The organism is Halomonas sp. KHS3 (genome assembly GCF_000830495.1).
GTDB classification, from domain to species: domain Bacteria; phylum Pseudomonadota; class Gammaproteobacteria; order Pseudomonadales; family Halomonadaceae; genus Vreelandella; species Vreelandella titanicae.
Genome location: NZ_JWHY01000002.1, coordinates 1272290 through 1295308, shown reverse-complemented (window position 1 = coordinate 1295308; position 23019 = coordinate 1272290). Strand labels below are relative to the sequence as shown.

Here is a 23019-nt window from a genome sequence, read left to right as displayed (position 1 = left end):
GCCTCCATAAAGAGGCAGCCGCTATGCCAGGAAGGCTCATGCCAGGGGGCGTTATGTCAGGAGTAATAGAGGCGGTTATTTCGCTGCTGCTGGTTGCTGGCGGCATCTTTGTGTTTATTGGTTCGCTAGGGATGGCCCACTTGCGTGACTTTTATATGCGCCTGCATGGCCCGACTAAGGCCACTACTCTGGGTATCGGTTGTATGTTGATCGCCTCAATGATGTATTTCTGGAGCGTGGATGGCAAACCCGATATTCAGGAAATGTTGATTACGCTCTTCCTGTTCATTACCGCCCCCGTTAGCGCCCACTTGCTGGCCAAGTCCGGCTTGCACCTGCGTTTAAAGCACGCTGATAAAACCCAGGGTAAACCGGTAGAGCTGCGTCCAGAAGAAGTCGGCGATAAACCGGTACCCCACCCGGATAAAGGCCATGGCTGAAAGCTAAGCAACCTCGCTTTTGTCATTGCGAGCGAAGCGCGGCAATCTTGGGTTGAACTGCGCCTGCGCAGGTTGAGATTGCCGCGTCGCAGGCTCCTCGCAATGACACTTTGCGCGACTGTGCCAAAGCAGAATTTACGGGGTTAAATCCTGCTGGTGATAGCCCAGTAGATAGAGCACGCCATCAAGGCCCGAGGTTGAAATCGCCTGGCGCGCCTGGGCACGCACCAGGGGCTTGGCCCGAAACGCAATCCCCATGCCCGCTTTGGCAAGCATTTTCAGATCATTGGCGCCATCCCCTACCGCAATCGTTTGACCCAGGGTAAAACCTTCACGCTGAGCAATGGACTCTAATAGTTCGGCTTTGCGCTCGGCATCGACGATCGGTTCACTTACTTCGCCGGTTACCTTGCCATTTTCGATGATCAGTTCATTGGCATGGATCTCGTCAAAGCCCAGCTTCTCCTGTAAGTGGCGAGCAAAGTAGGTGAAGCCGCCGGAGAGGATGGCGGTGCGAAAACCTAAGTGCTTCAGGTTAACCATTAAGCGCTCTACGCCTTCCATTAGCGGCAATTCCTCAGCGATCTCCGCCAGCACGGACTCATCCAAACCTTCAAGTTTACTCATCCGCTCACGAAAGCTCGCTTTGAAATCCAACTCGCCGCGCATGGCACGCTCGGTGACTTCTGCGACTTCATCACCCACACCATGGCGGCGGGCCAGTTCGTCAATCACTTCAGCTTTGATCAGCGTGGAGTCCATATCGAAACACACCAAACGGGGCTGAACGTGATCGCGAGTATTCGCTTGGACAACAATATCGACACTCAGGGTTTCGCTCAGTACCAATGCCGCATTGCGGACAGCTTCAATATCCACCTCACCTACCAGACGGTACTCAATACAGTCGATGCACTTATTCTGCTGTAACGAGGCGTCGGCAAGGCGCTGGGTGCTCTTTTCTTGTAGGCCAAACTGCACGATCAGTGCATCTACCTGGGATTGAATATCTGCGGTTAAACGTGCCGCTAAAACGGTTAGGATCAAGTCACCGCCTGCCATCACTTAGCTCCTGCCATTATTTACTCTCCTGCCTCTAAACGGTCGACTTTCTGGAAGCCACGGGGCAACTTGCTACCGCGGCGGCCACGCTCGCCACGATAATAAGCTAAATCGTCGGCTTTTAGGGTTAGCTTGCGCTTACCAGCATGAATCATCAGCGCATCACTGGCAGCGAGAACCACAATGCCGGTAACAAACTCCTCCCGGCGGGCAGCGCGTGGGCCAGGGATATCGAGCATCTTATTGCCTTTGCCCTTGGACATTTCCGGTAGTTGATCCAAGGGAAACAGCAGTAGCCGGCCTTCGTTTGAAACCGAGGCAACCCACAGCTCGTCGCCCTCTGGCACTTCAACCGGCGCCATCACATTGCAGCCTTTGGGCAGGCTAAGCACCGCTTTACCGGCTTTGTTTTTACCGGTAAGTGTATCGAGCCGTGCCACAAAGCCATAACCGCCGTCAGTGGCGAGCACGAAGCGCCGCTCCGGCGGTGCGAACATCAGTCCCGCCATTTTCGCCCCAGCGGCAACGTTCGCGCGACCGGTGACCGGCTCCCCCTGCCCCCGCGCACTGGGAAGATTGTGAGCAGACAGCGTATAGGCACGACCGGTGTCATCCAGCAGCACCAGCGGCTGATTGGTTTTACCTTTCGCCGCCAGTTGGAAGCTATCCCCGGCTTTATAGGAGAGCCCCTCGGGGTCGATATCGTGCCCCTTGGCCGCCCGAATCCAGCCTTTATCGGAGAGCACCACGGTAATCGGGTCAGCGCCCAGCAGCTCCACTTCAGACAGCGCCTTGGACTCTTCGCGCTCGACCAGCGGTGAGCGACGCTCATCGCCATGCTCTTTACCTGCTGCACGGATCTCTTTTTCAATCAGCGTAGTGAGCTTGGCTTCGCTGCCCAGCAGCCCCTCTAGATATTTGCGCTCTTTTTCCAGCTCATCCTGCTCGCCGCGAATTTTCATTTCTTCGAGCTTGGCAAGGTGACGCAGGCGTAACTCTAAAATGGCTTCGGCTTGGCGCTCAGAGAGACTAAACGTTGCTATCAGCGAGGCTTTAGGGTCGTCCTCCTCGCGAATAATGCGGATCACTTCGTCCAGATCAAGGTAGGCAATTAGCAAGCCTTCCAGGATATGCAGCCGGTCTTCGACTTTGCCTAAGCGGTGCTCTAAACGACGACGCACCGTGCTGCGCCGGAACTGCAGCCACTCACCCAGCATTTCGGGCAGCGGCATCACCCGTGGGCGGCCGTCCAGGCCGATCACGTTCATGTTCACCCGCACGTTCTTTTCCAGGTCGGTGGTGGCGAATAGGTGCGCCATCAACGACTCTACGTCAATGCGGTTGGAGCGTGGTTCGATGACCAGGCGAGTCGGCTCTTCGTGGGTCGACTCATCGCGCAGGTCAGCCACCATGGGCAGCTTTTTGGCCTGCATTTGCGCGGCAATCTGCTCCAATACTTTGGCACCGCTGACCTGATAGGGTACGGCGGTGATAACAATATTGGCTTCTTCGCGGATGTAGCGGGCACGCAGCTTGACCGAGCCACGCCCGGATTCGTAGAGCTTCCGAAGATCCGCGGGCGGGGTAATAATTTCTGCATCGGTGGGGAAATCGGGCGCGGGCACGAATTCCATTAAATCAGCGGTGGTCGCCTTGGGGTTGCGCAACAGATGACAGGTGGCTTCGACCACTTCCGAGACATTATGGGGAGGAATATCGGTGGCCATGCCAACCGCAATCCCTGTGCCACCATTGAGCAGCACATGGGGTAACTTGGCCGGCAGTACCAGCGGCTCTTGCATGGTGCCGTCAAAGTTGGGCGCCCAATCGACGGTGCCTTGGCCTAGCTCGCCCAGCAGCACTTCGGCGAACTTGGAAAGTTTGGCTTCAGTGTAGCGCATGGCGGCGAAGGATTTGGGGTCATCGGGGCTACCCCAGTTGCCTTGGCCGTCTACCAGCGGGTAGCGGTAGCTAAATGGTTGCGCCATCAACACCATGGCTTCGTAGCAGGCGCTATCCCCATGGGGGTGGAATTTACCCAGCACGTCACCGACGGTACGCGCCGACTTTTTGTACTTGGCGTTGGCGTGCAGCGCCAGCTCACGCATGGCGTAAATTATCCGCCGCTGCACGGGTTTCATGCCGTCGCCAATATTGGGCAAGGCGCGGTCGAGAATGACGTACATCGAGTAGTCGAGGTACGCTTTTTCGGTGTAGTCGCGCAGGGAGAGACGCTCGACGTCTCCTTCCGCTACTTGAATATCCATGTCGATCATATCCTACCTTGACAACAAAACCGCCCCTGTTGGGGCGGCTGATAAGCGGACACGCGGCCACTTAACATGGCTCGCTATGTTAATTGATACCTTTCGTTTGATGCATTAGATAGCGCTGCCGTAGATGACGCTTCTTGAGAACTACCGTGAAACTCGTCTAACAGCCCTTTTAAGCGCTGAGCCTGTAATGACAGCTCATTGGCAGCACTCGCCGCTTCGCTAACCAACCCGGCATTTTGCTGCGTCACCGTATCCATTTGCGTGACCGCCCGGTTGATCTCATCAATACCGTTGGTCTGCTCGCCAGACGCTTGGCTGATTTCGCTAATACGTGCAGTAACCTCTTCAATCGCCACCACGATATCTTTCATGGCGGATTCAGCTGCTTGAGCATAGCCACTACCGGTGGCAATCTGCTCTGAGGTGGTTTTAATCAGCCCATTAATGTTTCTGGCAGAAGCAGCGCTACGCGACGCCAGCTCACGTACTTCGCTGGCCACTACGGCAAAGCCACGCCCATGTTCACCGGCTCGCGCCGCCTCTACAGAGGCATTTAACGCTAAAATATTGGTTTGGAAGGCAATGTTTTCAATCACATCGACTATCGAAGAGACCTCAGTAGAGCTTGCGTTGATAGCCTCCATGGATTGCGCCAGCCGTGATACCTGCTCTCCACCCTGTTTCACTTTTTCTGCTGACTCTTTCGCTCGCTGATCCGCCTCTTGAGCGTTATCAGCATTGCGCTTCACCGTAGCGGCCATCTCTTCCATCGTAGAAGAAGTCTCTTGCAGAGAAGCCGCTTGCTGCTCAGTGCGGCTAGAAAGCTCGGTATTGCCCGCGGCAATTTCCGTCGATTCACTGGCAATGGCATCCGCTACGCCACGCACATCACCAAACAGGCGCTGCAACTTCTCCGCGTAGCGATTCACAGCACCGCGTAGCTCGCCGATTTCATCATCGCGATAAATGGTCAGTTCACGACTGGAACCGCCCTGGCCCAGTTGATCAATCTGCCCAGTAGTGCTGCGAATCTGACGTAACAAGATACGCCCACCCCACCAGCCTAGCGCGAGCAGCAGCGCCAACAGCGGTAAAATAAACATCAATAAATCACGCGTTAAGGTGCGCGCCAAGGCTGTTACCTGTTCGCTAGGCGTTACCAAGCCGAGTGTCCAGCCAGTGTCTGGCATATCAAACAAACGCACTGCCGCAGGCTCGTCCAATACGCCCGCACTTTCTACATTGGCCTCATCACGGCCAGCCTCAACGGCCTCTACAACGGGCTGAAGCCAAGGCATATCCCCCACTAAATCGCCCAGGCCGCGCATTTCATCCGACGCTTGCTCAACGCCCGGCAGGTCAATCACGTTGTGATCTTTATCCAGTACAAAGGCATAGCCGCCCGTTCCACCACCATTTTCGGCGAGAAACTCAGCAACACCGTTTAACTGCATATCAATGGTGGCCACACCGGCAAAGTCATTATTGAGGTAATAAGGCACACTACAGGTCACCATCGCGACACCGGTCGCCGGATCGCGATAAGCAGCAGACCAAACACACTGCCCAGGGGTCGCATCACGAGCACTGCTGTACCATGCCTCATCATGATAGGCGGCAATATCGCTTGCGTTATAGTCATCCAAAAACTCCAGCTCGCCCTGGGCGTTGCGTGCCCAGAAAAAGCTAAAGCGCTCGACACCTGAGGAAAATGCGCCGGGCTCCGGCCAAATACCGCCGCCCGCCACCGTTGCATTGCCGTTGTCATCAACGACATTAGGCAAGGCTTCAAGGTAAATGGCTTCTTCACGCGGCAGCGATTCGGCCAAAGCCGCCAAGCTCGATGTATTGCCTTCGACCCGGGCTAATTGACCATTGAGCGCATTTACAATCGAGCCCCCCGTACGCTCTATCAATGACTGGCTCGCATCGATAACCAACGGCTGACCTCGCCACGCCATTACGCCGTAAATGCTGGCCGCCATCAGAAGCATGAGTACGAATGCAGACAGCGTTAACTGTCGAGATATCGTGTTAAACAAAAGCCTTCCCCTTATGTATGAATGTACGTTTATTACGTCTTTTTAGTATGTAAGCTCTACATCCAACTATCGGCTAAAGTACGCGTTACTGTAACAACGGCTTGTTAACGCTTGTCTGCTTTTACCTACACTTCGATATCGGCAAGATTGCCGTAATCTTCCAGCCATTTTTTGCGATCACCGGCACGCTTCTTGGCCAGCAGCATATCCATCATTTCCATGGTGCCGTCGCCGACGGTCAACGTCAGTTGCACAAGGCGACGGGTTTCCGTCGACATGGTGGTTTCACGTAGCTGTAGCGGGCTCATCTCACCCAGACCTTTAAAGCGCTGCACATTAGGTGTGCCACGCTTATTGGCCAGTTGCTTGAGAATGGCGGCTTTTTCGCTCTCATCCAGGGCGTAGTGCACTTCTTTACCCAGATCGATACGGTAAAGAGGTGGCATGGCGACATACACATGGCCTGTGTCTACCAGGCTCGGAAAATGGCGTACAAACAGCGCGCACAGTAGCGTGGCAATGTGCAAGCCATCGGAGTCGGCATCGGCGAGAATACAGATCTTGTGATAGCGCAGCTTTTCCAGATCAGCGCTGCCGGGGTCAGCGCCAATGGCGACGGCGATATCGTGCACCTCCTGGGAACCGTAGATATCGTGGGTTTCCACTTCCCAGGTATTCAGGATCTTACCGCGCAGGGGCAGTATCGCCTGGGTCTCGCGGTTACGCGCCTGCTTGGCACTGCCGCCAGCGGAGTCCCCTTCGACCAAAAACAGCTCACTCTGGGCAGGGTCTTGGCCGGAGCAGTCCGCTAGCTTACCGGGCAAGGCCGGGCCGGACGTGACCTTTTTACGGGCGACTTTTTTGGCTTTTTTCTGGCGATTTTGCGCCGCGCTGATGACCAGCTCGGCAATCGCTTCGGCTTGATCCACATGGTGGTTCAGCCATAGCGAGAAAGCATCTTTAACCACGCCGGAAACAAAACCGGCAATCGTGCGCGATGACAGCCGCTCTTTGGTTTGCCCGGCAAACTGCGGGTCGAGCATCTTCACTGAGAGCACAAAGGAGGTGCGCTCCCAAAGGTCATCAGCGGTGAGTTTGATGCCGCGGGGCAACAAGTTGCGGTATTCGCAGAATTCCCGCAGCGCGTCCAGCAGCCCGGAACGAAAGCCGTTTACATGGGTACCGCCCTGAGGGGTGGGAATAAGGTTAACGTAGCTCTCCAGCAGCGCTTCGCCGCCTTCTGGTAGCCATTGAATCGCCCAATCGACACCGTGCTCGTCGTCATTGAAGTGGCCTACAAAAGGCTCCTTGGGCAGTACTTCATAACCATCGGTGGCTTCAACTAAGTAGTCGCGCAAACCATCGGCGAACACCCACTCTGTGGAAGTGCCGTCAGGTTCTACCAGCGTGACTTTCAAGCCGGGACACAGCACCGCTTTGGCACGCAGCAGGTGTTTCAACCGGGTTAGCGCTAACTTGGGGCTATCGAAGTAGCTCTCATCCGGCCAGAAACGCACCAAAGTGCCACTTGCCCGCTTGGGGGCTTTACCAATTTCATGCAACTCTTCGACTTTCTCACCGAACTCGAAGGCCATGGCATGGCGTGCCCCATCCCGGGTAACTTCGACATCCAACCGGCGCGATAGCGCATTAACCACCGAGACACCTACCCCGTGTAGGCCGCCGGAGAAGCGGTAGCTAGTGGAGGAGAATTTGCCACCCGAGTGCAATTTGGTAAATATCAGTTCAACGCCCGAAACACCGTGTTCAGGGTGTAGGTCGATGGGCATACCACGGCCATTATCCTGCACCTCAATCCCGCCGTCGCTATGCAGCACGACGTTAATCATGGTGGCGTGGCCCGCTAGCGCTTCATCGACGCTGTTATCAATCACTTCTTGAGCAAGGTGGTTGGGGCGTGTGGTGTCGGTATACATACCGGGACGCTTACGTACCGGCTCGAGGCCCGACAGGACTTCGATGGAACTCGCGCCGTACTGAGAGGCATCAAACTGGGTCATGTAACGTCGGTTCCCTGAAAAATCGTACTGGCAGCCATATTGATTGCTGAAACGAGTGATTGGCGGCTTGCAAAGAAGCACAGGATAGCGGAAAAGCAAAAAGCTGTATATCTAGCCATGTTTATCAAGAGCAAGGTGGTAAAGGGCTACCCCATCAATGAGACTTAGAGGGGCGCCTTTACTTACTCGCTTACTCCTTTTCCACCGCCCAAAACGCCTCAATCAACCCACGGCTAGAGGCATCCATCCGCGATAGATCTCCCTCATGGTCGATAATCTTTTGGGTATCAGTGGCAATCTGTTTGCCTAGCTCAACGCCCCACTGATCGAACGGGTTGATATCCCAAATCACCGCCTGAACAAAGACTTTGTGCTCGTAAAGGGCGATAAGCGAACCCAGGGTCGCTGGGGTGAGCTGGTCAAGCAGCACCGTCGTCGAGGGCTGGTTACCCCGATAACGCTTGTGCTCTGGCCGTGGGCCGTCGTCTTCCAAAGCGTCATCACCAAGCATTAATACGCGGGACTGCGCAAAACAGTTGGCCAGTGCCAGGCGATGCTGGGTTTTAAGGTGGCGGCGGGTATCTGGATCTTCCACCTCATCGTAGCGCTTGAGCGGCGCGATAAAATCACACACCACCGGTTGAGTGCCCTGATGCAATAGCTGATAAAACGCATGCTGGGCGTTGGGGCCAAGCTGCCCCCAGAGCACAGGGCAGGTGGAGTAGTTAATCGGCTGGCCTTGACGGGTAACCGACTTGCCGTTGGACTCCATCTCAAGCTGTTCAAGATAGGCGGCGAAATACTCCAAGCGCCCATCGTAGGGCAGAATGGAGTGCGCACGGATATCCAGGAAGTTGACATTCCAGATTCCCGCTAACGCCAGCAGCACGGGCAGGTTCTCCGCCATTTCTGCCTCAGCAAAATGGCGATCCATGGCGTGCGCACCGGCTAAAAACTCGCGGAAATTCGCCATCCCAACCACCAGCGCAATGGGTAAACCAATGGTGCCCCATAGCGAGTAGCGCCCGCCTACCCACTCCCAGAAGGTTAATTGATGATCGTCAGCAATGCCCCACTCGGTCATTTTCTCAGGGCTCGCCGACACACCAATAAAGTGCTGACGCACCACCAACTCAGCGCTAATCGGCGTCGCACCATGCTGGGTCAAGCGGCTAAGTAACCACTCCCGTGCGGTGTTAGCGTTGGAAAGTGTATCAATGGTGGTGAACGACTTGGATGACAACACAAAGATAGTGGTTTCAGGATTCAACCGGCTCAGATAGTCCGCTAACTGGGAGCCATCCATGGTGGAGGCAAAATGCACCTCAACCGGATGAATATCTTTGGGTCGGAAATCTGCCAAGGCATGGGTGACCATTAGTGGGCCTAGATCTGAACCGCCTACACCCAGGTTAACCACATGCCGAATCGGCTTGCCGGTGGCACCACGCCACTGCCCTGCGTGCAGCCGGCTGACCAAGCGCTCCATTTGGGCAAGGCTTTCATGCACGGCAGCGACGATATCTTCCCCCTCAACCTCAAGCGTCGCATCGGCGGGTAAACGCAGCGCCGTATGTAACGCCGGGCGGTTTTCGCTGACGTTCACTCGCTTACCGCTCAACAGCGCCTCAATGGCAGAGGGTACGCCCGCTTCACTGGCCAGCGTAAACAGATGCTCGAGCGTATCGTCATCCCAGCGCTGCTTGGAAAGATCCAGCGTCAAGCCCGCCACCTGGCGAGTAAAGCTCTCCCACCGGGAAGGCTCGGTGCCAAACAGCGTTTTCAAGTGAACGTGCTGCAGCGTTTCAGCGTGATGCTTTAACGTCTGCCATGCCGGTAACGTATCGGGTGTAGCGCTTGATGCTGAGGCCATTTAGCTTCTCCAGTGGCGTCGATCCTTGCAGCGGGGTTCATTAAACAGGTTAATAACCTTAAACAGGGCTGTTCTAAACGAGTCTGTGCTAGACAGGCCTGTTCTAGTCAATTAAGGGCGCGTAAACTAGCACGCCTTTTCCATGATCCCGGCTTGCCCATGAGTGATGCATCTTACCGTGACGCTATCTTTTCGACACCCCTTGACCGAGTCGCGCGGTTCTCTTTCGACGAAAAGGTGGTCGCCTGTTTCCCTGACATGATCCGCCGATCGGTACCCGGCTACGGGCAAATTCTCGGCATGTTGAGCTTAATTGCCCAGCGCCACCTGCGCCATGGCGCCCATGTCTATGATCTAGGCTGTTCGCTGGGCGCTTCCGGCCTTGCGCTGGCAGGGGCGCTGGCGCCTGACGCCTTTCGCTATACGGGCGTTGACCTATCGCCCGCCATGGTCGCCCAGGCTCGGCAAACCTTTGCTGACGAGTGCCCAGCGTACGCTATGCAGGTCGAAGAAGCCGACATTCGTACCCTAGAGTATGCGTCTTCGGGCATGATCATTCTCAATTTTACCCTACAGTTTCTACCCGCCGCCGACCGCGATGCACTACTGGCGCGGCTTTATGCAGCGCTGGAACCCGGCGGCGTGCTGATTCTCTCGGAGAAAACCGTCGACGCCGACGAGCGCGACAACGCCTGGCGGGTAGAACGCTACCACGATTTCAAGCGCGCCAATGGCTACAGTGATCTGGAAATCAGCCAGAAGCGCACCGCTCTTGAGAACGTACTGGTGCCGGATACCCTCGATGCACTTCATGGTCGTTTGAAACAAGCAGGTTTTCCACGTTCGATGACCTGGTTCCAGTACCTTAACTTTGCCTCGCTGATTGCGTTTAAGGAGGGTTAAAGGTGGCGCCACTACCCGACGATCATCGCGCAATTTATCAGGCGTTTTTAGATCAAGCTACGCTTGATGCCTCACTAACGCCCTGGTTAGCGAAGCTTCCCGAGCAGTTAGCTCACGGGCTTGACCGTAACCGCCACGGCGATTTATCCGCCTGGGAAAAAGCCGTGGCCAAGCTTCCGGTGCTGCCCGCCGAGCGGCGCGTGGATTTAAACAGCGACACCGTCAGCGTTGATCTCGATCTTAGCGATAGCCAGCAGCGCCAATGCTTTAACCTGCTTAGAAAGCTTGCCCCATGGCGTAAAGGCCCTTTTCAGCTAGGCGGCATTTATATCGACACCGAGTGGCGCTCTGACTGGAAGTGGCAAAGAGTGGCGCCACACCTGGCACCGCTAAAATATCGCAAAGTGCTCGATGTGGGTGGCGGCAGCGGTTACCACGCTTGGCGGATGGCCGGGGCAGGGGCTGCTTTCGTATTAGTAATTGACCCTTCGCCGCGCTTCTACTGGCAATTTCAGGCGGTACGCCACTTCGTCGGCGATACCGATGACGGCAGAACTCAGTTTTTACCAGTGGGTATAGAAGATGTGCCGGAGAACCTGGGCTTTTTCGATACGGTATTTTCCATGGGCGTGCTCTACCATCGCCCTGCCCCGTTGGAACATCTTCAGCAGCTAAAAGCCGCGTTAGTTCCGGGCGGCGAGCTGGTGCTAGAAACCCTGGTAGTCGAAGGCGACGAGCAGACCGTATTTGTGCCCGGCGAACGTTACGCCGCTATGCCCAACGTCTACTTCCTGCCCTCTTCTCAAGCACTCTGCCACTGGCTGGAGCGCTGCGGCTTTACCAACGTGCGCGTGGTCGATGAAGCCGTTACCACGTTAGACGAGCAGCGCTCGACGGAGTGGATGACCTACCAATCGTTGGCTGATTTTCTCGACCCCAACGACCGCACCCGCACCATTGAAGGCTACCCTGCACCGCGGCGGGCGGTGATTTTGGCGAATAAGCCGGGCCAATTAGCCGTTAGCCAAGTGTGCGAAGAAGGTGTCAAAACCGCCCCGGCGTCCGCCAAGCCGCCGCATTGAATTGCCCCCCAAATATTGACTTATACTAAAACTCATAGTAACAGTAACTTTTCCGAGGGGTGCCTGTTATTCAGGCTGAGATGGAGTTATCCAAACCCTTTGAACCTGATCCGGCTGATACCGGCGTAGGAACGGACATAAACCATATATGAATCTGTTTTGACACCTACGCCTGTATTATCCGAATCTCAATGCAGGAGTGTATCGTGTCGCAAGGTAACTCAACGCCCGCTAACGCATCTACGCTCAGTAGTACCTCCCCTTTTAACACGTCTGATAAAAACCGCCTGAACTCCGTACTTGCCAAGCCACGCTTGGCAGCAATCGCCGTAACTCTGCGTAATAATGAAGTTCTCCTCGTCCAACGCAGTAAAGAACCTCAACGGGGCACTTGGGGCTTCCCCGGAGGATCAGTGGAACCGGGAGAAAGCCTACATTGTGCAGCAAAGCGCGAATTAATGGAGGAAACCGGTATCACAGCATTGGTAGGACCGTTAATTGATGTAGTAGAAGTAATCGGATATGACCCAGAGGGAAGTCACCACCACTTCGCCTTGGTTGCCCTTTTATGTCACTACGTTGATGGCGAGCTACGGCCTGGTGATGATGCTGCGGACTGCCGCTGGGCGAAAGTTATAAACGGAAAACTCAACTTCAATGAAGCCTTAGCTGATCACGTCGCAGATACTGTCGTGAAAGCCTTTAATTTGCACAGTTTGATCGTCAAAGAAAAATCAAACGCGATTCACAGCTCCAATTCAGCTTTTTAAACTACTCGCCATCATTCGTATCAGCAAAATACGCCTCTTTGTCCACCGAAAGAGATGAATATAATGATGCACAAACATTATACGAATTTCACCAGCCTCTACAGAGATACACTGCATAAAATCTGCTTTGAATATGAATATGTTAACTCACCTAGAGGAAATAAAGAGCGAGAACTCATTGGCTTCAATATCCGACTCGACAATCCTCCTGATCGTTTTTGTCTAAGCAAAATACGCAAACAAAATATTGTTTTTAATTATGCAGAAGCGTTATGGTATTTATCAGGTAAAAACGACTTAGCATTTATTTCCTGGTACGCCCCTTCAATGCAACGCTACAGCCCAGATGGTATAAGCTTACCTGGTACTGGTTACGGAGCTCGTCTTAAAAACTTTGGTGCAGACACGCTCGATCAAATCGAACGAGTGATTGATATCCTTAAAAATGACGATCCCGATAGTAAGCGCGCTGTCCTTCAAATATTTAGTGCGGAAGAAGATCTTTATCGACGCAATATCGACGTTTCATGTACCTTGGGTCTTCAGTTGCTACTCCGCGAAGAAAAGTTGAACATGGTCAGCTATATGCGTGCAAATGATGCCTACGTTGGCATGCTGAACGATATTTTCTCTTTTACTTTCTTGCAAGAGTATATTGCTGCCCGCATAGGCTGCAAAATCGGTCACTACACACATCAAATTGGTTCTATTCACGTCTATGAAAGCACACATGAGCGTGCGCTTGAACTTTTGAATAGTAATGAAACTATACCCCAGCCAGGCACAGTACCTTTAATGCCAATTGGCACCTCCCCGACTACCATACGCAAACTATTGGAATATGAGTCAGAGATCCGTAGCGGCTTGTTGACGTTTAATGATATGGCTAATCTTAACCTAACGACGTATTGGCGAGATGTGCTGATGTTGTTCTGGATCTATCGCCAAATCAAGATAGGGAATGCGCTGCCTCAAAAGGCGTTAGAGATAATTAACCCCTACTATCAACCGTTTCTTATTAATCGCTGGGGATAGTACAAGCATTCATACATGAGCAAATATTAGGGGATTTATTTTTATGAATACTAATTGGACTGAACAAAATATCGCCGAGCTTTTTGACGCTTATGATGATTGGGTGGAGAATGCTTTTGGCTATCAACCACTCATCGCGGAGTTAACCTGCTCTTATGGCAAGGGAATTAGTGTATTGGACTACGGCTGTGGCAGCGGCAAAGTGTCCAGAAGATTAAGAGACGACGGATTCGACTATGTCACCGGTGTTGACATCTCTCCAACAATGATTGAAAAAGCAATATCCGCAGGCACTAACCGTCTTCGCTTTGAGCAAATCCATGGTCCAAATTTGCCATTTCCTGATAACAGTTTTGAAGCTGTCATTAGTTGTTTTCTGTTTATTAACATTCCCGAAAGACGTGAACTAGTACGCATCACTACGGAAGTAATGCGCGTACTTAAACCTGGCGGCTCCTATTACATCCTCGACACTCATCCTCAAACCACCGGAGTCGATTATCCGACCTACCGCAATGGAGAGCATGGTATTTCCTATCAAGACGGAGATAATCGCCCAGTCTACCTCACGATACCGGGAAGGCAGCAACCATTAGAGATTGTCGACAAACAATGGGGTTTATCCACATATCGAAATACATTCGCCGCAGCGGGGCTTTCACTAACCACAGAACGTAATCTACCATTTGACAATTCGCAGTTGCCAGTTCATACGAATGAATTCCGCACTCTACAGGACACAAAACCCTATATTCTACTGCGCGCCACAAAGCAATAAAGACAGACAATAGGTATTAACTAAGTGCCTATGAAAAAGTAAATCAGGTATAAATATCTAGTAAGCTACTGATTTTTTTATAACCTTTAATGCACGAAAAATTATGCATAGACACTTAGTGGCACTGAAAACACAGCTTCAATACACGCTCACCGCCGCAAAATCACCAGCCAGCGCCCCAGGTTCATAACACTGGCCAGCGAGGCGGCCACGTAGGTAAACGCGCAGGCGGTGAGTACGTGCCGGGCACCGGGCATATCGTAAGGCGGGACGTACTCTTTCAAGAGCGGCAGCGCCCGGTTAAAGCTGGCATCAAACTCAACTGGCAGGGTCACAAAATGCACCAGCGCCGCGGTGCCAAAGCTGATCACCGCCATGGCAATTACAATGGCTAAACCACCCGGCAGACGCGTCAATAAAAACAGAAAAGGTGCAGCCATCATCAGTACAGCGCCGAGTTTCTCAGCTTTTTGGGCAACGCCGACTAAGCGGCTACGCGCCAGTAGCGGCGCGTAACCCTGGTGATGCTGAATGGCGTGCCCTACTTCATGGGCAGCCACCGTGACGGCCGTTAGCGAACGCCCATCGTAGTTATCCGGAGAAAGACGTACGCAGCGGGTTTCAGGATCATAATGGTCACCGAACTCAGTGCGCTCAACGCTTGCACCCTCAATCCCCAGTCGGCGCAGCAAGTGATCGGCAAGCTCTGCACCCGTCCCCGGGTAATCGTCACGACCGCGGGTATGGCGTTTAAGCACCCACTTGGCCCAAACATTGGGGAGCACAAATACTGCCAGCGCAAAAATGATCAGCACAACAACCATGGCAGCCCCTATCTACAAATAACCGTCGTTAAACACACTTCTTCGTAGCGTACTTTTACCATGGGGACTGACTTGGCAACAGCGTTATGCGGGATCGTTGCGGTGCTCCTCAACTTCGCGCTGTACTGCCGCTAAGCCGTGGGCAGAGATATCGCCCTGGGCGTGGGCGTGTTCGGCAATCAGCACGCTATCCGCGGCGAGCACTAAATCACACTGGGTGCCGGCCAACTCATCCCGCAACCGCTGGATCGCCTGCTCGCGCTTGGGGTTTTTATCCACTTGACGAATATAAATCGCTTTAATCCGATCTGGGTAGGCTTTCACTATCTCGGTATACACTTCTGGATCGTGTTGACCGCTATCGCCAATGAGAATACACGGCATATCATTATAAAGCGTCAACATACGGTCGATCAGTTCGCGCTTATGCTCTTCTGCACGGCGCGGCCAAGGCTTGCGCAAAGAGATGCCCCATTCGCGTAAAAAGATAATCGGCCCAACGGGGATGCGGTTGATCTGAAAAAAGGTTTCGAGCATTTCGTATATCGCCCAAGGGCCACGGGATACATACAAAATGGGCCGCTCAGCGCGTTCACTAACGCCACGATGTAAAGCTTGATAAAGCGGCGCAACACCGGGGAAAGCGGTGCGGCGATGAGGTTTTTTAACAAATAAGCGATAAAGCATTTTGAGCTTTTCCGCCACCCCGGTAAACATAACGGTGTCATCAATATCACTGATGATCAGCAAATCCGCCTCTGACGGAGGTACATAAACTTCTACGTGAGTACGTACCGGCGTCTGCCCCGAGCAATGCACTAAAATATCGGCGCGGTGCCAAGAGACATCAATGGGCAGGGTGTGACTAATCGGTAAGTGGACGTCGAAATAGCCATCTCGATCCGTGCCGACGCAGAGCTTATTTTCGCCGATGTGAATTTCTACCTGCGCATCGGCCAGCCCCTGGCGTAAAACGCGCCGCGCCACGTCCGCAGTATCGCGTAGCATGCCATGGCGAGGAATGGCTCGACCTAGTGCGGCTTGGCGAAACACCCGGCCCATGACAAAAACTTCACGTTGGGAACCATAGCCGCGGTAAGGATGAACCACCATTCCGCCGCGGCTACTGTCTCCTTTGATAGGTTTGGCAATAACGTGGACAAGCCTTTTGATAAAGCTTGTCCACTGACGCAATACGCTCATCAAGCGTGTTGACCGGAGTGACGCCCTTCCTGCAGCTCTTCGAGTAACTTGGCGTTAAAGGCATCCAAGTCCTTCGGCGTACGGCTGGTCACAAGACCGCTGTCCACAACAACTGGCTCATCGACCCACTCAACGCCGGCATTGCGTAAATCTTGCGCGACGCTGTGTACCGAGGTCATGCGGCGGCCTTCAACCACGCCCGCATTAATTAAAATCCACGGCGCATGGCAAATAGCAGCAACAGGCTTACCTGCCTGGAAAAACCCTCTTACGAAACTCAACGCATCGTCGTTGATGCGCAGTTCATCGGGGTTGAATAAACCACCCGGCAGTACCAAGGCGTGGTAGTCAGACTCACTGGCATCAGCAAGGGCTTTATCGGCTTCATAGGTGTCGCCCCAGTCGGTTTCCGCCCAAGCGCGGACTCCTTTACCGTCGGGGGTGACCACATGAACCTCAACACCCTCTTTCTGTAAGGCGGCGCGCGGTACGCTCAGCTCAGACTCTTCAAAACCAGCTGCGGCTAAAATAGCAACACGCTTACCGTTTAGTGCTTGTTTCATCATGCTCTCCTTTTCGTGATGATTTGCGTTAGTAACGCCCCACTAGTGTGGCGTATATTGAATCAGGGTCAAGCTCTCCTACTGACGCCGCAGGTTAGCGAATAGCGCGCTAGGCGTTATGCACAATCCTTCCTAGTTCAGCAATATCATAACCTCCTAACTGTGTTGCCCTCTCGGCAAAACGCGCTTGATGAGCAAACGCCAACAGGCGCTGTATTGAAGGTTCGAAATAACTGCGCCGCTGCATAATTAAATCAAACGGCTCATCGCAAAGTGTAACGAAGCCAAGGTGCTGGCGATGGGCGGCGGCTTCAACCCCCAGCCCAACATCTGCCTCACCCTGCCCAATGCTAAGCGCCAAATCATCTTCACTTAAGGAGGCATGGGGCGCCCAGTTGATCGCCGAGCTTTCAATGCCTGCTTGTTGTAGCAAACAGTGCAGCAACCGTGCTGCTCCAGCGTCGGGCTGGCGATGCGCCACGCGGATCCCGGGCCGTTTTAAATCATTTAGCCCAGAGATGCTCATCGGGTTGCCAGCGGGTAAAAGCAGCCCTTGGCGGCGCTTTGCCCAGTGCACTATCAACAGATCACGCATGCCGCTTAAGCCGAGCGCGCTGGGTTCGTTATAGCGCTGAGTAGAAGCATCCAGCAGATGAATGCCCGCCAACATCGCCTTGCCGTCAAGCAACCGCCGCACGCCGTCGCCACTGCCTTGGCAGAGCATCGCCAAATCAGAGCCGCTTTCCCGAATAGCCCACTCCAACAGTGGATCCTGGCTACCGGCTGCTACTAGCGGCACTGATAAACGCTGCGCCTGATCGCCTTCTAAATGGTTCAGCACCCATAAATCGATCTGTTGGCGGGGAAACAGCAACTTTCCCGTTACCCGACTACAGGGAATCTGGCCTTGGCGCACCAAGTCATACACCTTGCGCTCTTTTAAACGCAAATAGTCAGCGACTTCTGCGGTGGTCAGGTAAGTATGTGGTTCAGACATCGCAAGGTAGCCTCGCTGGGTAAAATGCAAACCTCTTTTGTATTTTAACTGCATATGACTGCATAAATTTCAGGACGCAGTGCATTAAGTCATTTTTCGATACATCATGCCAATTCTCAGATAACAGTTTTCCTACAACAGCTCTTCATACAAAAGTGAAACCGACGCTCAATGCTCACCAGTGATAATGCTTTTAGTACTGCTCTCACCCTGATCCTGAGTATGGATAGCGCGCTAATCTCCATCGTGATGCTCTCGCTGCAGGTATCGCTGATGGCGGTATTGATTGCCAGCCTGATAGCCCTGCCCTTAGGCGCTGCTCTGGCGCTATGGCGCTTTCCTGGACGTAACGTCGTGATTGTCGCCCTCAATGCCCTGATGGGCTTACCGCCAGTCGTGGCAGGGCTTTGTGTCTACCTACTGCTTTCGCGCGCAGGCCCACTGGGTGAATGGGGGCTGCTGTTTACGCCAACAGCGATGGTGATAGCCCAAGTGATTCTGGTACTACCCATTATTGCCGCCCTCACCCGCCAGCAGGTTGAAGCGCTTCACGGAGAGTATGCCGAGCAGTTGAACTCACTGGGGCTAACGCGCCTACGCATGATCCCCACCCTGCTATGGGACGCACGCTTTGGGCTGTTAACGGTGATCCTGGCAGGCTTTGGCCGCGCCAGCGCCGAAGTGGGCGCAGTGATGATTGTGGGCGGGAACATCGACGGCGTCACCCGCGTGATGACCACCAGCATTGTGTTGGAAACCAGCAAGGGCAACCTGCCTATGGCCCTTGGCTTAGGGATCATTCTGCTCGCCCTGGTCACCATGATTAACGCGATTGCCCACATAATCGGCGAAACGGCGAAAAGGCGGCTGGGATGAACGCACATCATACGCCCCCCGTCGCCACCCTTGAGCTCGACAGCGTGAGCTTTATCCATCGCGGCCATACCCTGCTTAGTCCCACATCGATGCGCCTTGCAGGCTGCCAGCGAACGCTAATAATGGGGCCGAACGGTGCGGGCAAAAGCCTATTAATGCGTCTAGCTCACGGCCTACTAACGCCCTCCAGCGGTTCGGTTCGCTGGCAAGGGGTTCAGCCCGCGCAAGCCATGGTTTTCCAACGCCCTGTGCTGTTACGCCGCTCAGCGCTGGATAACCTGACCTATGTGCTAGCCATCAATAAAGTGGCGCGACCAGAACTGAAAGCGTTACCTCGAAAAACCCAGGCGATGAGTGCCCTTGAGAAGTTTGGCTTAGCACACCTAGCCAAACGGCCTGCACGGGTGCTTTCCGGCGGCGAGCAGCAGCGTTTAGCATTGGCACGGGCCTGGCTGCTCAATCCCCAAGTTCTGTTTTTAGACGAACCCACCTCGGCGCTCGACCCCGCCGCCATCAAGGCCGTTGAAGATGCCGTACTGGAGTTTCATCACAGCGGTACTCGTATCGTTATGACCACTCACGACTTGCACCAAGCACGCCGCTTAGCCAATGACGTGGTGTTTTTGCATAACGGTGAATTGCTTGAACACACCCCTGCCTGCGACTTTTTTACCGCCCCCACCTCACCTGAGGCGGGGGCGTTTATTCGCGGCGAGTTGGTCTGGTAGCTCCAATATGAGTGAGCCCTAGGATTGAAGTAAAACGATTTATGAAAAGCGATCAAGGAGCAAAAATGAACAAAACTACCGCACTTATCACCGCTGGCACCCTAGGGCTGACCTTCAGCGCTACGCTGATGGCGGCCGATGACTACATTACCCTGGCCTCCACGACCTCTACCGAAAACTCTGGCCTGTTTGACGCCATCATCCCCGCATTCAGCGAAGAGACCGGGATTGATGTGCACGTGGTCGCCGTGGGCACCGGCCAGGCGTTCGAAATTGGCCGCCGTGGCGATGCGGATAGCTTGTTGGTTCACGACACCGCAGGTGAAGAAAAGTTTGTGGCCGATGGCTACGCCACAGAACGTCTGAATGTAATGTACAACGATTTCGTGATTGTTGGCCCGAGCGATGACCCTGCAGGCATTAGTGATAGCGAAACCGTTACAGATGCCATGCAGCGCATTGCCGAGAGCGAGTCCCCCTTCGCCTCACGCGGGGACGATAGCGGCACGAACCGCGCGGAATTGCGCTTATGGGAAGATGCTGGGGTCACGCCACAGGGCGAGTGGTACCGCGAGCTGGGCAGCGGCATGGGCCCTACGTTGAATACCGCCGCGGGCATGGACGCCTATACGTTTACCGATCGCGCCACCTGGGTCGCCTTTGACAACCCACAAGACCTTACCTTGCTGTTTGAGGGCGATGAAGCGCTATTCAATCAGTATGGCAGCCTATTGCTCTCGGCAGAGCGACACCCGCATTTGAAGCACGACCTCGCCGCCCAGTGGCACGAGTGGCTGGTTTCTGAACAGGGCCAGCAAGCGATTGCGGATTTTGAGGTAGATGGTCAGCAGCTGTTTTTCCCTAATGCTGAGTAAATCTAATCACCTACCGCCATTGCGAGTAGCTTGCGACGAAGCAATCTCATACCGGCGATGGCACTAACTTTGATATTGCCGCGCTGCGCTCGCAATGACAAAAGCAAGATTGCCGCGTCGCTTCGCTCCTCGCAATGACATAAGGAGAACTCCTCGCACGGATGTGAGGAGGCTCATGACCGGAGCTTATGCCGGTTAGCGGCTGAATAAACCGCTGATATCTTTCGCTTCCCAGTGAGGGAAATGCTTACGCACCAGGGCATTCAAATCACGCTCAAAGTCGGCCCAATCGGTGGCGTTTGAAGCATTGCCTGGGGCGCTGGCGGTACCGCGGATCATACCGGCGCCTACGGTCACGTTGGTCAGCCGATCAATGATGATAAAGCTACCGGTACCGGGGCTGGTGCGGTAATCATCCACGGGAATAGCAGCTGTCAGTTCCACGTCGCAGCGGGCAATAGCATTTAGCCCCAGCGAGTGAGTGGCATGCTTCTCCAGAGTATTGACGTCGATTTGGTAATCAATCGCACTGATCTGACCGGAAAGATCGCGGGTCGCCAGTTTGAAATCGTAGAGCTTACCTGGCGTTAACGCCTCTTCCTGCATCCAAACAATATCGGCTTTAAAGGTGTTGGAGAGCGGCAGTTCGCTATCCGCTGCCACCAGCCAGTCGCCACGGGAGATATCGATTTCATCTTCCAGAGTCACAGTGATCGCCTGACCTGGATAAGCGGCCGCAAGGTCACCATCAAAAGTGACAATCCGTGCAACCCGCGACGTTTTACCCGATGGAAGTGCCTTAACGGCTTGACCAGGACGTAATACACCCGCGGCTAAGGTACCGCAGTAACCGCGAAAATCAAGGTTCGGGCGGTTAACGTACTGAACCGGTAAACGCAGATCGCTGAGGTTCTGGTCGCGGGTAATCTCGACACTCTCTAATAGCTCGATCAGTGTTTCCCCCTGGTAAGCATCGCTAAAATACCAGGGCGTTTGTTCGCTGCGATTGACCACGTTGTCGCCATTCAGGGCCGACATCGGTACAAAGCGAATGTCAGGTGCTTGCAGATTGGTGGCAAAGGCTCGGTACTCATCGACTATCTCGTTAAAGCGCTGCTCGGAGAAGTCCACTAGATCCATCTTATTGACCGCAATCACCAGGTGCTGAATACCTAGCAGGTCGGCAATAAAGCTATGGCGGCGAGTCTGGGTCTGCACACCGTAGCGGGCATCGATCAGGATAATCGCCAGGCTGGCGGTTGATGCCCCCGTGGCCATATTGCGGGTGTACTGCTCATGCCCAGGCGTATCGGCGATAATAAACTTGCGCTTATCGGTAGAGAAAAAGCGGTACGCCACATCGATGGTAATGCCCTGCTCACGCTCTGACTGCAGCCCATCCACCAACAGCGCCAGATCAACGGTATCACCAGTAGTACCACTGGTTTTAGAAGCCTGAGTGATCGCCGCCAGTTGATCTTCAAAGATCATTTTCGAGTCGTGAAGCAGACGGCCAATCAGCGTCGATTTGCCGTCGTCTACGCTACCGCAGGTGATAAAACGCAGCAGGTCTTTGTTTTCGTGCTCGTGCAGGTACTGCTCGATATTATCGGCGATTAAATTAGATTGGTGAGACATCAGAAGTACCCCTCGCGCTTTTTCTTCTCCATCGAACCCACCTGATCGCGATCGATGGCGCGGCCACTGCGTTCACTGGTTCGGGTCAGCAGCATCTCTTGAATAATTTCCGGAAGCGTCGCGGCTTCGGATTCCACCGCGCCGGTTAGCGGGTAGCAGCCAAGCGTTCGAAACCGTACCGACTTCATTTCCGGCACTTCGCCAGGTGCTAACGGCATACGGTCGTCATCGACCATAACTTGCATACCGTCGCGCTCGACTATGGGCCGCTTGGCCGAGTAGTAGAGCGGCACGATGGGAATCGACTCTAAGTAGATGTACTGCCAGATATCCAGCTCGGTCCAGTTAGAGAGTGGGAACACGCGGATCGATTCACCTTTATTGACCTTAGCGTTATATACGTTCCAAAGCTCAGGGCGCTGGTTCTTGGGATCCCAACGGTGATACTTATCGCGGAACGAGTAGACGCGCTCTTTGGCACGCGAGGCTTCTTCATCACGACGCGCGCCACCAAAGGCCGCATCAAACCCATACTTATCCAGCGCCTGCTTGAGCGCCTGGGTTTTCATGATATCGGTGTATTTGGCGCTGCCGTGGTCGAACGGGTTGATATTGGCTGCCCGCCCCTCTTCGTTGGTGTGCACGATCAGTTCCATACCCGCCTCTTCAGCCATGCGGTTACGGAACTCGATCATTTCGCGAAACTTCCACGTGGTGTCCACGTGCATCAGCGGGAATGGCGGTGTACCGGGGTAAAAAGCTTTGCGCGCCAAGTGCAGCATTACCGACGAATCTTTACCGATGGAGTACATCATCACCGGGTTGGCGAACTCAGCGGCAACTTCACGGATGATATGGATAGACTCGGCTTCTAATTGCTTGAGGTGGGTCAAGCGCGCGGCATCAGGGGCATTAAAAGCCTCCCCCTGCGTCGCTGAAGATGAAGAACGCGTCTCTGAAGACCGCTCTTTTGACGACAATGTAGACAATTGGGTCATGGCCCCTTACCTCACAAGAACAAGCTCGTCACACA

The 23019-nt window shown here is 54.0% G+C and carries 20 protein-coding genes and 1 riboswitch; of the genes, 9 read left to right on the top strand and 11 right to left on the bottom strand.

The window, feature by feature from the left end; all coding sequences use genetic code 11:
- Window positions 1-53: 53 nt before the first annotated feature.
- Window positions 54-440 carry a Na+/H+ antiporter subunit G gene (locus RO22_RS07980; protein ID WP_027959043.1) on the top strand — a complete coding sequence of 129 codons (387 nt, stop codon included), beginning with the start codon at window positions 54-56 and terminating at the stop codon, window positions 438-440.
- A gap of 135 nt (window positions 441-575) precedes the next feature.
- Here RO22_RS07980 and serB read toward each other — a convergent pair whose 3' ends face one another.
- The 5 genes from serB to pgi form a co-directional block, all read right to left on the bottom strand.
- Window positions 576-1502 carry a phosphoserine phosphatase SerB gene (serB, locus tag RO22_RS07975; protein WP_041158016.1) on the bottom strand — a complete coding sequence of 309 codons (927 nt, stop codon included), beginning with the start codon at window positions 1500-1502 and terminating at the stop codon, window positions 576-578.
- A gap of 20 nt (window positions 1503-1522) precedes the next feature.
- Entirely contained in the window at window positions 1523-3778 is a 2256-nt protein-coding gene (gene parC, locus RO22_RS07970) for a DNA topoisomerase IV subunit A (protein ID WP_235270479.1), read from the bottom strand.
- Window positions 3779-3852: 74 nt separating this feature from the next.
- Window positions 3853-5820, bottom strand: coding sequence for a methyl-accepting chemotaxis protein (locus RO22_RS07965; RefSeq protein ID WP_009287736.1), 1968 nt, complete (start codon window positions 5818-5820; stop codon window positions 3853-3855).
- A 125-nt stretch (window positions 5821-5945) separates the two neighbouring features.
- Window positions 5946-7841, bottom strand: coding sequence for a DNA topoisomerase IV subunit B (gene parE / locus RO22_RS07960; RefSeq protein ID WP_041158014.1), 1896 nt, complete (start codon window positions 7839-7841; stop codon window positions 5946-5948).
- 190 nt (window positions 7842-8031) lie between these two features.
- Window positions 8032-9714, bottom strand: coding sequence for a glucose-6-phosphate isomerase (pgi, locus tag RO22_RS07955; RefSeq protein WP_027959039.1), 1683 nt, complete (start codon window positions 9712-9714; stop codon window positions 8032-8034).
- A gap of 159 nt (window positions 9715-9873) precedes the next feature.
- On the opposite strand from pgi, the gene cmoA reads away from it, so the two are divergent.
- The 5 genes from cmoA (at window position 9874) to RO22_RS07930 (ending at window position 14282) form a co-directional block, all read left to right on the top strand.
- The gene (gene cmoA, locus RO22_RS07950) at window positions 9874-10617 is read left to right on the top strand and encodes a carboxy-S-adenosyl-L-methionine synthase CmoA (protein WP_022524005.1); all 744 of its coding nucleotides are present in this window, start codon (window positions 9874-9876) and stop codon (window positions 10615-10617) included.
- Between the two features lie 2 nt (window positions 10618-10619).
- Window positions 10620-11699 carry a tRNA 5-methoxyuridine(34)/uridine 5-oxyacetic acid(34) synthase CmoB gene (cmoB, locus tag RO22_RS07945; RefSeq protein ID WP_052475560.1) on the top strand — a complete coding sequence of 360 codons (1080 nt, stop codon included), beginning with the start codon at window positions 10620-10622 and terminating at the stop codon, window positions 11697-11699.
- A 45-nt stretch (window positions 11700-11744) separates the two neighbouring features.
- Window positions 11745-11848: riboswitch (TPP riboswitch) on the top strand.
- A gap of 57 nt (window positions 11849-11905) precedes the next feature.
- Window positions 11906-12469 (top strand): NUDIX hydrolase, encoded by a 564-nt coding sequence (locus tag RO22_RS07940; protein ID WP_022524007.1) that lies wholly within the window; start codon window positions 11906-11908, stop codon window positions 12467-12469.
- A 63-nt stretch (window positions 12470-12532) separates the two neighbouring features.
- Window positions 12533-13504, top strand: coding sequence for a thymidylate synthase (locus RO22_RS07935; RefSeq protein WP_235270478.1), 972 nt, complete (start codon window positions 12533-12535; stop codon window positions 13502-13504).
- A gap of 43 nt (window positions 13505-13547) precedes the next feature.
- Window positions 13548-14282, top strand: a complete 735-nt coding sequence (locus RO22_RS07930; RefSeq protein ID WP_041158013.1) for a class I SAM-dependent methyltransferase — start codon at window positions 13548-13550, stop codon at window positions 14280-14282.
- A gap of 149 nt (window positions 14283-14431) precedes the next feature.
- Here RO22_RS07930 and RO22_RS07925 read toward each other — a convergent pair whose 3' ends face one another.
- The 4 genes from RO22_RS07925 to RO22_RS07910 form a co-directional block, all read right to left on the bottom strand.
- On the bottom strand, window positions 14432-15106 hold the full coding sequence (locus RO22_RS07925) for a zinc metallopeptidase (protein WP_041158012.1): 675 nt from the start codon (window positions 15104-15106) through the stop codon (window positions 14432-14434).
- An 84-nt stretch (window positions 15107-15190) separates the two neighbouring features.
- On the bottom strand, window positions 15191-16309 hold the full coding sequence (locus tag RO22_RS07920) for an App1 family protein (protein WP_041158011.1): 1119 nt from the start codon (window positions 16307-16309) through the stop codon (window positions 15191-15193).
- Complete coding sequence (locus tag RO22_RS07915; RefSeq protein WP_027959031.1) at window positions 16309-16872, bottom strand: type 1 glutamine amidotransferase domain-containing protein; 564 nt, start codon at window positions 16870-16872, stop codon at window positions 16309-16311. Before RO22_RS07915 ends, RO22_RS07920 begins: the two co-directional genes overlap by 1 nt.
- Before the next feature lie 109 nt (window positions 16873-16981).
- Window positions 16982-17869 (bottom strand): helix-turn-helix transcriptional regulator, encoded by an 888-nt coding sequence (locus RO22_RS07910; RefSeq protein ID WP_027959030.1) that lies wholly within the window; start codon window positions 17867-17869, stop codon window positions 16982-16984.
- Between the two features lie 171 nt (window positions 17870-18040).
- Between RO22_RS07910 and RO22_RS07905 the strand changes: the two genes are divergently transcribed.
- From RO22_RS07905 to RO22_RS07895, 3 genes are all read left to right on the top strand, one after another.
- Entirely contained in the window at window positions 18041-18745 is a 705-nt protein-coding gene (locus RO22_RS07905) for an ABC transporter permease (RefSeq protein WP_009287726.1), read from the top strand.
- Window positions 18742-19473, top strand: a complete 732-nt coding sequence (locus RO22_RS07900) for an ATP-binding cassette domain-containing protein (protein WP_022524015.1) — start codon at window positions 18742-18744, stop codon at window positions 19471-19473. Before RO22_RS07905 ends, RO22_RS07900 begins: the two co-directional genes overlap by 4 nt.
- Window positions 19474-19538: 65 nt before the next feature.
- The gene (locus RO22_RS07895; protein ID WP_027959028.1) at window positions 19539-20348 is read left to right on the top strand and encodes a substrate-binding domain-containing protein; all 810 of its coding nucleotides are present in this window, start codon (window positions 19539-19541) and stop codon (window positions 20346-20348) included.
- 195 nt (window positions 20349-20543) lie between these two features.
- Here RO22_RS07895 and cysN read toward each other — a convergent pair whose 3' ends face one another.
- Together cysN and cysD are read right to left on the bottom strand one after the other, a co-directional pair.
- Window positions 20544-21986 (bottom strand): sulfate adenylyltransferase subunit CysN, encoded by a 1443-nt coding sequence (gene cysN, locus RO22_RS07890; protein WP_009287724.1) that lies wholly within the window; start codon window positions 21984-21986, stop codon window positions 20544-20546.
- Window positions 21986-22984: a sulfate adenylyltransferase subunit CysD gene (cysD, locus tag RO22_RS07885; RefSeq protein WP_009287723.1), complete on the bottom strand. Its 999-nt coding sequence runs from the start codon at window positions 22982-22984 to the stop codon at window positions 21986-21988. Before cysD ends, cysN begins: the two co-directional genes overlap by 1 nt.
- Window positions 22985-23019: the final 35 nt, after the last annotated feature.